We start from the raw sequence: 14667 nt of genomic DNA, 5'->3' as shown, positions 1-14667 counted from the left end.
TAAATAAAGTTAATTATTTATTAAAAAGAAAGTAAAACTCATAGAAATATAGATAAAAAGTTAGAGGATTGCAAAAAAAGACGATAAATGTAAAATAAAAATGAAATTATACTTAGTATATAAAGAACTTTTAAAATTTATAAGAAAATATTCAAAGTCAAAAATTTTAGTAAAATATATACTCATTAAAATAATTTATATTTTATTATATAAAAAAAAAGAGCTCGGGGAAGCTCTTTTTTGCTATCAAGTTGATTTCCGTTATCAACTTGATAAAATGGATATAAAGTTTATCCGTTCAAAAGGGGTATTGGGAATAGAGATTTTAATTAAGGTTATCAGGGGGATAACCATGTCTATATACTATCAAATTTCGACATAAAAATCAATACTTTTCAAGAAAGTTAATTTATTGTCAAACGAAAATTATAAAAATAAAACCTACTTCTTTTCCGATCTGAAGTAGGCCTTAAATGAATTAAATATTCATTTAAAAGGGGTATTGGGAATAGAGATTTTACTAAGGTTATCAGGGGGATAACCATGTTTATATATTATCAAATTTCGACATGAAAATCAATACTTTAAAGAAAAATATTGAAAAAAATTACAATTCTACAAAATAGTGATAATTTATAATTATTAAGTTAAAATTATAAGTGAATATATAAAATAAAACAACAATTATATTTAATATATATTTAGTAATATTATTATTAAACCTTAAAAAATAACGTAAATATGATATAATAAATAAGTCTATTTAGGTTAATATATAATAGATAAAATTTTTATTTCAATTTGATAAAATAATTTATAAATTGGAAAGAATAAATAAAACATATTTGAATAATTTTGAATTTATATAAATACTTAATACAGGAAGCTGGTGAAAAATATGGAAATATATTTAGATAATAGTGCAACAACTAAACCATATAGTGAGGTTATTGAAAAAGTTGTTTATGCACTTAGCCATGATTACGCAAACCCATCATCTTTACATAGAAAGGGTGTTGAGGTAGAAAAGAATATAAAAGCCATAAGAAGTGAGATTGCTAAAACTTTAGGTGCTAAGGATAAAGAAATTTACTTTACATCAGGAGGAACAGAATCTAATAATACTATAATTAGAGGTGTAGTCAATCTACATAAAAAAAGAAAAAACCATATAATATCTACGAGTATAGAGCATCCATCAGTTTTAAATACATTAAAGGATTTAGAAAACGATGGATGTGAGGTAACATATTTAGATGTTGATAGAGAAGGTAAAATAGATTTAGAGGAACTTAAAAAAGCTATAAAGCCTACTACATGCTTAGTAACTATAATGCACGTAAATAATGAAGTAGGATCCATACAACCTATCCAAGAAATAGGTAAGTACCTTAAGTCATTAAAAGACAAAGTTTATTTACATGTAGATGCAGTTCAATCATATTCTAAGATAAACTTTAGACCATCAAGATATAATATAGATTTTATGAGTGTTAGTGGGCATAAATTCCACGGGCCTAAAGGTATAGGATTTATGTATATAAAGGAAACTAACAGGATAAAACCTATGTTAACTGGTGGGGGACAAGAAATCGGTGTAAGAGCAGGGACAGAAAATGCACCTGGTATATATGGATTAGGCGAGGCTATAAAAATTATAAATGATGATTTAAATTCTAAAATAGAAAAAATATCTTCTTTAAAGAATTTACTTAAAGAAGAAATATCTAAAAATATAGAAGATATAAAAATAAATTCTCCAGAAGATGGAGTGTGTCATATACTTAATATCTCATTTAAAGATATAAAAGGAGAAGTGTTACTTCATTGCTTAGAGCAAAAAGGTATGTATGTATCTACAGGTTCTGCATGTTCTTCTAAGAAAAAAGGAAGTCATGTACTAACTCAAATGAAATTAACTAATGAAGAAATAGAAGGAGCTATAAGATTTAGCTTATCAGATTTAAATACAGAAGAAGAGATTTTAGAAGCTGTAAAAATACTTAAAGAGGAAGTTGAATCTTTAAGAAAAATAATAAGAAGAAGTTGAATTTTTAAGAAAAACAACAAGAAGACGATAATCAAAATATGAGGTGATACATTTGTATAATATATTAATAGTTAAGTACGGGGAAATAGGTGTAAAAGGAAAAAATAGATACTTATTTGAAAATAAGTTAATAAAAAATGTAAAAAATATGCTTAAGCCATTAGGTGAATTTAAAGTTTATAAAGAATTTGGAAGAATATATGTAGACTTAGAAGACTATGATTATGAAGAAGTTGCAGAAGAAGTAAGAAAAGTATTTGGTATAGTAGGAGTATGTCCAGCAATAAGAGCTGAAAAAGATTATACTAAATTAAAAGAATTAGCATTAGAAGTATTAGAAGAAAAAATAGATGCAGGGGCAAAGAGCTTTAAAGTAGAAAGTAAAAGAGGAGATAAGAGCTTTAAATTTACTTCTCAAGAAATGAGTAGAGATATAGCAGGTTACTTAGTATCTCAAGTTAAAGACAAAATAGCAGTAGATATAAGAAATCCAGAAGTTAGAATACGTTGTGAATATAGAGAAAATCATGTAATGGTATACAGTGATACTATACCAGGGTATGGAGGATTGCCTCTTGGAACAAATGGTAGAGCGATGTCTTTATTATCTGGAGGAATAGATTCACCAGTTGCATCTTGGATGGTAGCAAAAAGAGGTATGGAACTAGAATGTATACATTTCCACAGTTATCCATTTACTAGTGAAAAATCTCAAGAGAAGGTAAGAGATTTAGGAAAAATATTAGCTAAGTACTGTGGAAGAGTAAGACTTCATAAAGTTAATATGTTAGAAATACAAAAAGCTATAGGTTTAAATTGTAAAGATGAAGAAATGACTATAATATCAAGAAGATTTATGATGAGAATAGCTCAAGCAGTAGCAGAAAAAAGACACTGTGATGCTTTAGTTACAGGAGAGAGTATAGGACAAGTTGCATCTCAAACTATACAAGGACTAACTTGCACAAATGCATCAGTTAGTATACCTGTATTTAGACCTCTTATAGCTATGGATAAAACTGAAATAGTTGATATAGCTCAGAAAATAGGAACATTTGAAACATCAATACTTCCAGAAGAAGACTGTTGTACAGTATTTGCTCCTAAAAAACCTGTGACTAAGCCTAGATTAGAGAGAATTGAAAAGTCAGAAAATGCATTAGATGTAGAAAAATTAATACAAGATGCTATAGAAAACATAGAAGTAGAAGATTTAGAATTCTAATTCTAAAATACTAATATTAAAATATATAACAAAAAAAGAAGTCCTAGGACTTCTTTTTTTGTTATATATAAATTATTCAAAAAAATTTAAGGGCTTATTTATTAAATACCTCAACACCAAATTCTTTTAAGACTTGGCTAGCTTTTTTAATATCTTCTGGAGTAGCATCAGGAACACCTTTTAACTCATACTCGATCCCCATACTTTCCCATTTGTGAACACCTATTGTATGATATGGTAATAATTCAAGTCTATCTACATTGTTAAGAGTAGATACAAACTTACCTAATGCTTCTAAGTTTTCTCTATCATCTGTTATACCAGGGACTAAAACGTGTCTTATCCAAACAGGTATATTTCTTTCATCTAAGTGTTTAGCTAACTTTAATGTTTTTTGGATTGTTACACCTGTTAAGTCTTTAGCCTTATCATCTATCATATGTTTTAAGTCAAGTAAAACTAAATCAGTATTATCAAGTATTGGATCTATTTTATCTATATCTACAAATCCAGAAGTATCTAAGCAAGTGTGTATACCATTTTTCTTAGCCTTAGCAAATAATTCTGCTACAAATTCTGGTTGAAGTGTAGCTTCACCACCTGAAACAGTTAAACCGCCACCAGAGAATTTCATATAAGATGAGTACTTAAGTACTTCAGTGATTAGTTCGTCAGTTGTATATTTTTTTCCACCTTTTGCATCCCATGTATCTCTATTGTGGCAATATTTACATCTTAATGGGCATCCTTGCATAAATACTATAAATCTTATTCCTGGACCATCTACTGTACCAAATGTTTCTATTGAATGAACTCTTCCTTTTATCATAATATCCACCTCTAAGTCGTTTTATAAATTAAGTTTTAAATATACTGTATACATAATATCGTCTAAATATATTATAAATTATTATATCTTTAAAGTCTATATTGTTTAAGTAATGTATAATTCCTTATATTTTAATTATACCCAGTAAGTACCTATACAAACTATATATGTAAAAAAATTTTAGATTATAATATTATTACATACAATTAATTTTAAAATAAATAAAAAAAGAGTGTAAGTTGATGAGACTTACACTCTGAAAAATTATATACTTTGACTTTTGATAATTGTTAAACTATCTGATGTAAGATTATAGATGTTATAAATTAAGCCATTTTTCCGTGGAATGTTCTGTTTATAACGTCTAATTGTTGCTCTCTAGTTAACTTGATGAAGTTTACAGCGTATCCTGAAACTCTTATAGTTAATTGAGGGTATTTTTCTGGATGCTCCATAGCATCTTCTAAAGTAGCTCTATCAAATACGTTAACGTTTAAGTGATGAGCTCCTTGAGCGAAGTATCCGTCCATCATTGAAGATAAGTTGTTTACTCTTTCGTTCATATCTTTTCCTAAAGCACCTGGTACTATAGAGAAAGTATTAGATATACCATCTTGAGCATGCTCGTATGGTAATTTAGCAACTGAAGATAATGAAGCTAAAGCTCCGCTGTTATCTCTTCCGTGCATTGGGTTAGCTCCTGGAGCGAATGGCTCACCAGCTCTTCTTCCGTCAGGAGTGTTACCAGTCTTCTTACCGTAAACAACGTTTGAAGTTATTGTTAATATAGATTGAGTATGGTAAGAATCTCTGTAAGTTTTGTTCTTTCTTATTTTGTTCATGAAGTTTTCTACTAAGTCACAAGCTATTTGGTCAACTCTGTCATCGTTGTTTCCGAATTTTGGATAATCTCCTTCTATTTCGAAGTCAACAGCTATACCAGCTTCGTTTCTTATAGTTTTAACTTTAGCATGTTTTATAGCAGATAATGAGTCAACGCAAACTGATAAACCAGCTATACCACAAGCCATAGTTCTGAATATTTCTCTATCATGTAAAGCCATTTCTAATGCTTCATAAGAGTACTTATCATGCATGTAGTGGATTATGTTTAATGTATTTACGTATAAGTTAGCTAACCAATCAGTGAATGGTTCGAACTTAGCCATAACTTCATCGTAATCTAAGTATTCTGAAGTTATTGCTTCGAATTTAGGTCCAACTTGTACTCCTGACTTCTCATCAACACCACCGTTTATAGCGTATAATAAAGTCTTAGCTAAGTTTACTCTAGCTCCGAAGAATTGCATTTGTTTACCTATTCTCATTGCAGATACACAACAAGCTATACCGTAGTCATCTCCCCAGTATGGTCTCATTAAGTCATCGTTCTCGTATTGAACAGAACTTGTATCTATTGAAACTTTTGAACAGAAGTCTTTGAATCCTTGAGGTAATCTAGTAGACCATAATACTGTTAAGTTTGGCTCTGGAGATGGTCCAAGAGTGTAAAGAGTATTTAACATTCTGAATGAGTTTTTAGTTACTAATGTTCTACCATCTATACCCATACCACCGATTGATTCAGTTACCCAAGTTGGGTCTCCTGAGAATAAATCGTTGTATTCTGGAGTTCTTAAGAATTTAACCATTCTTAACTTCATAACGAAGTGGTCCATTATTTCTTGAATTTCTTCTTCAGTTATTGTTCCGTTAGCTAAATCTCTTTCGAAGTATATGTCTAAGAATGTAGAAGTTCTACCTAATGACATTGCAGCTCCGTTTTGATCTTTTATAGCTCCTAAGTATCCGAAGTATAACCATTGAACAGCTTCTCTTGAGTTAGTAGCTGGCTTAGATATATCGAATCCGTAAGATAAAGCCATTCTCTTTAATGCTTCTAAAGCTTTTATTTGATCAGATATTTCTTCTCTAGCTCTTATAACTTCTTCGTCTATACATCTTACTTCGTATTCAGCTTTTTGAGCTAATTTATCTTCTATTAATCTATCTACACCGTATAAAGCAACTCTTCTGTAGTCACCTATTATTCTACCTCTTCCGTAAGCATCTGGTAAACCAGTTATTATACCAGATCTTCTAGCAGCTCTCATTTCAGGAGTGTAAGCATCGAATACCCCTTGGTTATGAGTTTTTCTATATTTAGTGAATATTTCGCTTATTTCAGGATCACATTCGTATCCGTAAGCCTTACAAGAATTTTCAACCATTTTTATACCACCGAAAGGCATAACAGCTCTTTTTAATGGTGCGTCAGTTTGGAAACCAACTATTGTTTCTAATTCTTTATCTAAGTATCCTGGTGCATAAGCATCTATCATAGATACTGTTTTAGTATCAACGTCTAAAGTTCCGCCATTTTCTCTTTCTTTTTTGAAAAGAGCCATAGCTTCTTCCCATAATTTTTTAGTGTTTTCAGTAGCTCCAGCTAAGAAAGAATCATTTCCTTCATATGGAGTGTAGTTTTCTTGGATGAACCCTCTAACATCTATTTCTTTAGTCCATCTACCTTCTTTAAATCCTTGCCATGCATTCATGTGAATAGCCTCCTTGTTAGGGTTTAAAATTTGTAAAGTTATTTATTGTTATTTAAATTTAAATATTTAATATTATTATTTAAATTTAAATATTTAAAAAATTTATATTATTAATCTAGCTAGATAATTTTTAGACAATATAATCATAACATATAAAAGGTATTTTGTATACAACCTTTCGCATAAATATTGTCGATAATTTTTAAATTTAATCTGAATTTGTTTTCCTTATAATCATATAATACCCAAGTGTTTTTATGCTAAAACAAAAAAATTTAAAAATAAAAAAATAGTATATATGTCCAAATAATGAATATCTATCTTATATAGGGGAGGGATATTATGTTATTTATTATTATACTATTTATTTTAGGTTTTATATTAATAACAAAAGGAGCAGATATATTTATAAACTATACAGTAATAATAGGGAAGAAGACTAATATATCGGAATTGGTACTTGGTGCTACGATAGTAAGTTTTGCAACAACTCTTCCAGAGTTAACAGTGTCAACAGTAGCATCTTTACAAGGGCATACAACAATGAGCCTAGGGAATGCAGTAGGTTCTATTATTTGTAACACAGGCTTAGTACTTGGGTTAGTAGCATTTATAAGTCCATTTAAAGTAGATAAAAATATGTTTTTTTCAAAATCAATAATTCTTTTAATATCAGTATTTTTAACAATATTACTTAGTATAGATGGAAATATTAATAGAATAGATGCATTATTGCTTCTTTTAATGCTTTTAGTATATATGTATACAAATTATAAAAGTGTAGAAAAAGATAGTAAAACAGACTTAAGTAAAAATTATAATAGAGGAAGTATAAATATAAAGGAAACATTGAAAATAGCTGTCTTTTTTATACTTGGATTAGTAATGATGGTTTTAGGCTCAAAATTATTAGTAGATAATGGGATAAAAATAGCAGAAATTATAGGCATACCACAAGGAATAATAAGTCTTACTGTAATAGCACTAGGTACGTCACTGCCTGAATTAGTATCATCAATAACTGCTATAAGGAAAAAGCATCATGCTATATCAGTGGGAAATGTATTAGGTGCTAACATATTAAATATAGTATCTGTAATAGGAATATCAGCAATACCAAATGATATACCAATTTTGGCACAAACAGCAAAAATAGATTTTCCTTTTATGATAGCTCTACTTTTGATTTTAATAATACCAACTATTAAAAAACATAAATTACATAGATGGCAGGGAATGCTAATGCTTTCAACATATCTTTTATATATGGCTACATTATATTATATATATATCGTTGCTTAATGGTATAAAACAAGTTGTATTATCTTGAATATTATAGATGAGTAAGGGATAAAATACTAATTGCATATTATTCGAATTAAATATATAATAGATAAGTTAATATAATTAGATAACGGAAAGGAAATAATATATGAACACAATAAAATTTGAAGACTTACCAATAAGTGATGATATAAAAAGAGCTATATCGGACATGGGGTTTGAAGAACCATCTCCAATACAAGCTCAATCTATACCTGTTGTATTATCAGGTAAAGATGTTATAGGTCAAGCACAAACAGGTACGGGAAAAACAGCAGCATTCAGTATACCAATACTAGAAACTATAAATCCAGAGGATAAAAGTTTACAAGCGGTGGTACTTTGTCCTACTAGAGAACTTGCAATACAAGTTTCTAAAGAAATAAGAAAAATATCTAAATACATGCACGGAATAAAAACTTTACCTATATATGGTGGGCAACCAATAGATAGACAAATAAAGTCTTTAAAAGGGGGAGTTCAAATAGTAATAGGAACTCCAGGTCGTGTTATAGACCATATAAACCGTAAAACATTAAAAATGGATAATGTTAAGATGGTTGTATTAGATGAAGCGGATGAAATGTTAGATATGGGGTTCAGAGAAGATATAGAAACTATAATAAGTAGAACTCCAGAAGATAGACAAACAGTATTCTTCTCAGCTACTATGCCAAAAGGGATATTAGAGTTAACAAAGGCATACCAAAAAAATCCAGAGCACATAAAGGTTGTTAGAAAAGAACTTACAGTGCCTAATATAAAGCAATACTATATAGAAACTAGATCTGCAAATAAATTAGAAGTATTATGTAGATTAATAGATGTTTACAATCCAAAATTATCAGTAGTATTCTGTAACACTAAGAGAGGTTCAGATGAATTAGTTAGTGAATTACAGGCTAGAGGATATTTTGCAGATGCATTACACGGGGATTTAAAACAAACTCAAAGAGATATAGTTATGGATAAGTTTAGAGGGGGAACTATAGACATATTAGTAGCAACAGATGTTGCAGCTAGAGGAATAGACGTTGATGATGTTGAAGCGGTATTTAACTATGATCTTCCTCAAGATGAAGAATACTATGTTCATAGAATAGGTAGAACAGGTAGAGCTGGTAGAGAAGGTATATCTTTCAGTTTTGTATTTGGAAAAGAAATGAGAAAGATGAAAGATATAGAAAGATATACTAAGACTAAGTTAATTAAGCATGGTATACCTTCAATAGCTGATGTTGAAGAAAAGAAAGTAAGTGCATTCTTCAAAGAAGTTAAAGCAACTATGGAACAAGGGCAATTAACTAAGCAAATGCAATGGCTAGAAACATTCTGTCAAGAAGAAGATTACTCTACAGTTGATGTAGCTGCAGCACTTTTAAAATTAGCTTTAGGTGAAGAACTTAAAGAAGAAATAGTAGAAGAAAAGCCAAGACAACGTAGAGAAGCGCGTTCTAAAGGTGGATCAACTGGGGCTCAAGAAGGTATGGCTAGATTATTTATAAATGTAGGTAGAAACCAAAGAGTTCAAGCTAAAGATATATTAGGTGCAATAGCTGGAGAAGTTGGGATACCAGGAAAACTTATAGGAACTATAGATATATATGACAAATATACTTTCGTTGAAGTACCTAAGCAAAATGCTAAAAAAGTATTAGAAAAGATGAAAGATATAAAAATAAAAGGTAACAAGATAAACATAGAAAAAGCAAACAACAAAAGAAGATAGATAAAAAGCATAGCAAAAGCTATGCTTTTTTATATGCAAAAATTTTCTATTAATTATTACTTTATATAAAGATAAATAAATTAATAGAAAAAAATGTATATTAATAAAAAATATGTAAATAATAAATATGTGGATTGCCAACATTTAACATCATTAATTATATAATTTATGTCTGATGTTGATTAAGACATAATAAAACAAAAGTAGTTAAATTTTGTTGAAGGATAAAAAGTAAATATAATAGAATTGATTAAGAGTTAATATACTCAATAATCAGGGGGGATACAAATGATAAACTACTACTTAGAACAAAAAACTCTAACAATAGAGTTTGTATTTACAGAACTAGACCACCATATAACAAATGAGGTTAGAGATGAAATAGATAATATATTACTATCTAAGCCTATAAAAAACATAATATTTGATTTTAGAAATATTAAATTTATGGATTCATCAGGGATAGGTGTAATTATAGGTAGATACAAAAAAATATCAGCTGAAGGTGGAAAAGTATCTATAATAAATGCAAATGAAAGAGTTGAGAAAGTATTTAATTTATCTGGAATGAATAAAATTATAGACATAAACAATACAGATGAAGTAGTAAGTTCTATATAAGGGGGAATACAAAATGAAGAACATTATGGAAGTTAAATTTTCTGCTAAATCTGAGAATGAAAGTTTTGCTAGAGTTATAGTAGCTTCATTTGCTGCGAAATTAGATCCGACTATAGATGAACTAGCAGATATAAAAACTGCAGTATCAGAAGCTGTAACCAATTCAATAATTCATGGATATGATGAAAATGAAGAAGAATTCGTATATTTAAGATGTGAAATAGAAGGAAATACTATAAAAATAGTAGTAGAAGATAGAGGTAATGGTATAGAAGATGTTCAAATGGCTATGCAACCACTTTACACATCAAAGCCAGAGCTTGAAAGATCAGGAATGGGATTTACTGTAATGGAGAGCTTTATGGATGATGTATGGGTAAGTTCAATAAAGGGTGAAGGGACTAAAATTGTAATGACTAAAAAGATAAACTTACCACAATAAAGTCCAAAAGAATAGAGGTTTTATTATGGGGATAATTGCAATAAAAGAAGAAAAGAGAGTATTGCTTAGTCATGAAGAAACATTAAAATTAATAGATAAAGCACAAAATGGAGATGAGGAAGCTAAGGAAATACTAATAACTAACAATCTAGGATTAGTTAGAAGTGTTGTAACTAAATTTTTAAATATAGGTTATGATAGAGATGATTTATTTCAATTAGGATCAATAGGTTTAATAAAGGCTATATATAAGTTTGATCCTAAGTTTAATGTAAAGTTTTCTACATATGCTGTACCAATGATATTAGGAGAAATAAAAAGATATCTAAGAGATGACGGAATGGTAAAAGTATCTAGATCTTTAAAGCAAATAGCTATAAAAGCTAAAACACAAAGCGAAATACTTAGTAAGAAACTAGGAAGAGAACCAAGTATAGAAGAAATAGCTAATGTATTAGAAGTGGAAAAAGAAGACTTAGTTATGGCAATGGAATCTAATTTTTCTGTAGAGTATTTACATGGAGTTATACATGAAGAAGAAGGGAATCCTATTTGCTTAATAGATAAGATTAGCTTAAAGGGAGAGTGCGAAGAAGAGAAAGTAATAGATAATCTTCTTTTAAAAGAAGTTTTAGGCAAATTAGAAAAAAGAGAAAGACAGATAATAATGCTTAGATACTTTGAGGATAAAACTCAAAGTGAAATAGGGGATATGCTAAATATATCTCAAGTACAAGTTTCTAGAATAGAGAAAAAGGTATTAGCTAAATTAAAATCATATATTAGTTAATAAAAAATAAAAAAACACTAGACAAATATTTGTTTAGTGTTTTTTTTATTTCAAATAAATTATAGATAAAAACAACCTAGGTTTAAATTTATATAAATATTATTTAAGTTTTAATATATTAGAATATTTTATTAGCTTAAACAAATAATAAAGTAAGAAGGAGGTATTATATATGGATGATATTTACTTAATACCTAAGAGTATAAAACCTTTTAACATATCAAAAAAAGAGATTTATATAGGTGAAATATATACTATCTATCCAGAGGCTTATGAAGCGAAAATAAAAGATATATGCTTAAGAAGCTACGACAATAATACATCTAAATATGATGTAATACATTTAGGTGAAGTTATAGAAGGAGTAAATAATAGGTTTCCAAAATTAAGGTTAAATTTTTTGAAACCTGAAGATATAATAATCTTCTTTGACAGCTACAAAAAAGATAGAACTAAATACATAAGAGTTTTCATAGTAGCAGTAGTAGTACTTATGGGTTCTATAATGGGAATAATGAACTTTCATGCAGATGTAAATATGGCTCATTCGCAATTTATGATGGTAAATGCAATCACAAAAGATGCAAAGTCTTATATGCCATATTTTCAAATACCATACTCAATTGGTATAGGAATTGGCGTAGCATTATTTTTTAATAAATTCATACCAAATTATTCTAGAGGAGAGCCTAGTCCTTTAGATTTAAAGATGGTTTCATTAAATAAAGAAATAGAAAATCAACTAAGAAAAAAACAGTGAGGTATTTTGTGAAATTATTTTTAATAATATTTGGAATATCATCAGGAGTAGTTGTTGGGTCAGGAGTAGTTTCTTTACTAATACTTGTAGGTATAATACCTAGAATGGCACAAATAAGTAAGACAAAAGAATTTATAGGGGCATATGAAAGTCTACTGGTTATAGGAACTTTATTTGGAAGCTTAATTTCAATTCAAGGCATGAATATACGCATAGGTAAAATGGGTGCTTTAGTAGCAGGGCTTGCTTATGGAGTATTCGTAGGTTTTTTAAGTTCAGGCCTAACAGAGATATTAGATTATATACCTGTAGTTGCAAGAAGATTAAAAATACCTGCTTTGTATTTAAAATATATAATTATAGCAATGCTTGTGGGAAAAGTAATTGGATCTTTAATAGGATGGTCTATAATTCAAGGAGGTTAATTTATGGATAAAAATTACAAAAAGTATGTTGAAGAAAAAAGCCCAAAACCAACATACGCGAAAAACTATATATTAGCATTTATAGTTGGTGGAATAATATGCGTAATAGGACAAGGTATAAATGATTTTTATATGAATTTTGTAGGGCTTGGTAAACTAGATGCAGCAGGCGCTACATCAATAACTTTGATATTTATAGGAGCTTTATTAACAGGTCTTGGTGTGTATGACCTTATAGGAAAAAGGGCAGGTGCAGGTTCAGCTATACCTATAACAGGATTTGCAAATTCTATAGTATCACCTGCTATGGAGTTTAAAAGAGAAGGTTATGTACTTGGAGTAGGAGCAAACTTATTTAAAATTGCAGGTCCAGTATTAGTATATGGAATAGGCTCATCTATTCTATGTGGATTTATATACTATATTTTCAATCTTATAAAATAAGGAGACTAAAATATGAAAAGTAAAAGAATTGGAAATAGAACAGTAAAACTAGAAAATAAGCCAACTATTATATCAGCTAGTTCAGTTGTTGGTCCCAAAGAAGGAGAAGGACCATTAAGAGAATATTTTGATATTATACTTGAGGATGACTTATGTGGTCAAAAATCATGGGAATTAGCAGAAAGTGATATGGTAAAAACTGCTATGAAAAAAACATGTGAAAAAGCTAATAAAAAATTAGAAGATATAAATTATATGATAGGTGGAGATTTGCTCAATCAAATATTTCCTGCATCTTTTGCTGCTAGGGACTTATCTATACCATTTATAGGAATATATGGAGCATGTTCTACTATGGCAGAAGGTATGTGTATAAGCTCTATGCTTATAGACGGAGGATTTGCAGACTTGATACTATCTGGAACATCTAGTCATTTTTGTGCAGCAGAGAGACAATTTAGGTTTCCTCTAGAATTTGGTAATCAAAAACCTATGACAGCTCAATGGACCGTTACTGGTGCAGGTAGTGTATTAATATCTCCAAAAGGGCAAGGGCCTAAGGTTACCCATGTAACTATTGGAAAAGTAATAGATAAGGGTATAGATGATGGTAATAATATGGGAGCAGCTATGGCTCCTGCAGCAGTAGATACTATATACTCATATTTTAATGATACAAAAGATGACCCAAATAGCTTTGATGTAATAGCTACAGGAGATTTGGGAAAACTAGGTAAAGAAATAACAGAAGAATTATTAGCTCAAAGGGGACTTGATATATCAAAAGTATATATGGATTGTGGAATAGAAATGTTTAATATGGAAAAACAAGATGTACACTGTGGAGGTAGTGGATGTGGATGTTCAGCTACTGTTTTCTGTGGATATATTTACAAAAAACTTAAAAATAAAGAATTCAATAAAGTAATGCTAGTATCAACAGGGGCTTTATTATCACCAACTAGTACTTTACAAAAACAAACAATACCCTGTGTAGCTCATGCAGTAATTATTGAAAATAAGGAGTGATTAAATATGCTTATGGATTATGTAAGGGCATTTATAGTAGGAGGAATAATTTGTCTTATTGGTCAGATTCTTCTTGATTACTTTAAAGTACAAATGCCCTATATAATGGTATCTTATGTTACTAGCGGAGTAATTTTAACATTTTTAGGGATATATGAACCTATAGTTAAGTTTGGAGGATCAGGAGCGACAGTACCTATAATAGGATTTGGATATTCATTAGCAAATGGCGTAAAAAAAGCAATAGAGACTAATGGGTTTATGGGAATATTCACAGGAGGTACAATTGCAACCGCAGGAGGAATAGCAGGAGCTATATTTTTTGGATATATGATGGCACTTATTTTTACACCAAAAGCTAAACCTTAAAATTAATAAATGTATATAAGTTAATAATTTAAGTTATATAAAATATTATAATATAAGGCATAAATAAAAAAAG

14 protein-coding genes are annotated in these 14667 nt (G+C 29.3%); 12 read left to right on the top strand and 2 right to left on the bottom strand.

What is annotated here, in order from left to right; translation table 11 throughout:
• Window positions 1–898 precede the first annotated feature (898 nt).
• Together ABHC41_RS07570 and thiI are read left to right on the top strand one after the other, a co-directional pair.
• Window positions 899–2050 (top strand): cysteine desulfurase family protein, encoded by a 1152-nt coding sequence (locus tag ABHC41_RS07570; protein WP_092923635.1) that lies wholly within the window; start codon window positions 899–901, stop codon window positions 2048–2050.
• Window positions 2051–2102: 52 nt separating this feature from the next.
• Window positions 2103–3275, top strand: coding sequence for a tRNA uracil 4-sulfurtransferase ThiI (thiI, locus tag ABHC41_RS07565; RefSeq protein WP_195238303.1), 1173 nt, complete (start codon window positions 2103–2105; stop codon window positions 3273–3275).
• Between the two features lie 94 nt (window positions 3276–3369).
• Here the strand turns inward: thiI and pflA are convergent, their stop codons facing one another.
• Both pflA and pflB read right to left on the bottom strand, forming a co-directional pair.
• Complete coding sequence (pflA, locus tag ABHC41_RS07560) at window positions 3370–4104, bottom strand: pyruvate formate-lyase-activating protein (protein ID WP_271893654.1); 735 nt, start codon at window positions 4102–4104, stop codon at window positions 3370–3372.
• A 326-nt stretch (window positions 4105–4430) separates the two neighbouring features.
• Window positions 4431–6662, bottom strand: coding sequence for a formate C-acetyltransferase (pflB, locus tag ABHC41_RS07555; RefSeq protein ID WP_195238302.1), 2232 nt, complete (start codon window positions 6660–6662; stop codon window positions 4431–4433).
• 342 nt (window positions 6663–7004) lie between these two features.
• Here pflB and ABHC41_RS07550 point away from each other — a divergent pair, with 342 nt between their 5' ends.
• The 10 genes from ABHC41_RS07550 (at window position 7005) to spoVAE (ending at window position 14594) form a co-directional block, all read left to right on the top strand.
• Window positions 7005–7964, top strand: a complete 960-nt coding sequence (locus tag ABHC41_RS07550; protein WP_092923647.1) for a calcium/sodium antiporter — start codon at window positions 7005–7007, stop codon at window positions 7962–7964.
• A 130-nt stretch (window positions 7965–8094) separates the two neighbouring features.
• On the top strand, window positions 8095–9714 hold the full coding sequence (locus ABHC41_RS07545; RefSeq protein WP_271893656.1) for a DEAD/DEAH box helicase: 1620 nt from the start codon (window positions 8095–8097) through the stop codon (window positions 9712–9714).
• A 288-nt stretch (window positions 9715–10002) separates the two neighbouring features.
• The gene (spoIIAA, locus tag ABHC41_RS07540) at window positions 10003–10335 is read left to right on the top strand and encodes an anti-sigma F factor antagonist (RefSeq protein ID WP_092923653.1); all 333 of its coding nucleotides are present in this window, start codon (window positions 10003–10005) and stop codon (window positions 10333–10335) included.
• 13 nt (window positions 10336–10348) lie between these two features.
• Window positions 10349–10777 carry an anti-sigma F factor gene (gene spoIIAB, locus ABHC41_RS07535; RefSeq protein WP_092923656.1) on the top strand — a complete coding sequence of 143 codons (429 nt, stop codon included), beginning with the start codon at window positions 10349–10351 and terminating at the stop codon, window positions 10775–10777.
• Window positions 10778–10802: 25 nt separating this feature from the next.
• The gene (sigF, locus tag ABHC41_RS07530) at window positions 10803–11567 is read left to right on the top strand and encodes an RNA polymerase sporulation sigma factor SigF (protein WP_092923659.1); all 765 of its coding nucleotides are present in this window, start codon (window positions 10803–10805) and stop codon (window positions 11565–11567) included.
• A gap of 172 nt (window positions 11568–11739) precedes the next feature.
• Window positions 11740–12327 (top strand): stage V sporulation protein AA, encoded by a 588-nt coding sequence (locus ABHC41_RS07525; protein ID WP_271893659.1) that lies wholly within the window; start codon window positions 11740–11742, stop codon window positions 12325–12327.
• 8 nt (window positions 12328–12335) lie between these two features.
• Window positions 12336–12752, top strand: coding sequence for a stage V sporulation protein AB (locus ABHC41_RS07520; RefSeq protein ID WP_092923665.1), 417 nt, complete (start codon window positions 12336–12338; stop codon window positions 12750–12752).
• Between the two features lie 3 nt (window positions 12753–12755).
• The gene (gene spoVAC, locus ABHC41_RS07515; protein WP_092923668.1) at window positions 12756–13196 is read left to right on the top strand and encodes a stage V sporulation protein AC; all 441 of its coding nucleotides are present in this window, start codon (window positions 12756–12758) and stop codon (window positions 13194–13196) included.
• Window positions 13197–13208: 12 nt separating this feature from the next.
• Window positions 13209–14225: a stage V sporulation protein AD gene (gene spoVAD / locus ABHC41_RS07510; protein WP_092923672.1), complete on the top strand. Its 1017-nt coding sequence runs from the start codon at window positions 13209–13211 to the stop codon at window positions 14223–14225.
• Window positions 14226–14231: 6 nt separating this feature from the next.
• A complete protein-coding gene (gene spoVAE / locus ABHC41_RS07505) occupies window positions 14232–14594 on the top strand; it encodes a stage V sporulation protein AE (protein ID WP_271893663.1) in 363 nt (120 codons plus the stop codon).
• Window positions 14595–14667: the final 73 nt, after the last annotated feature.

The sequence above is a fragment of the Romboutsia sp. 1001216sp1 genome, assembly GCF_039841805.1.
In the GTDB taxonomy this organism is placed as follows: Bacteria; Bacillota; Clostridia; order Peptostreptococcales; family Peptostreptococcaceae; genus Romboutsia_C; species Romboutsia_C hominis.
This window is presented reverse-complemented; position numbering and strand designations above follow the sequence as displayed.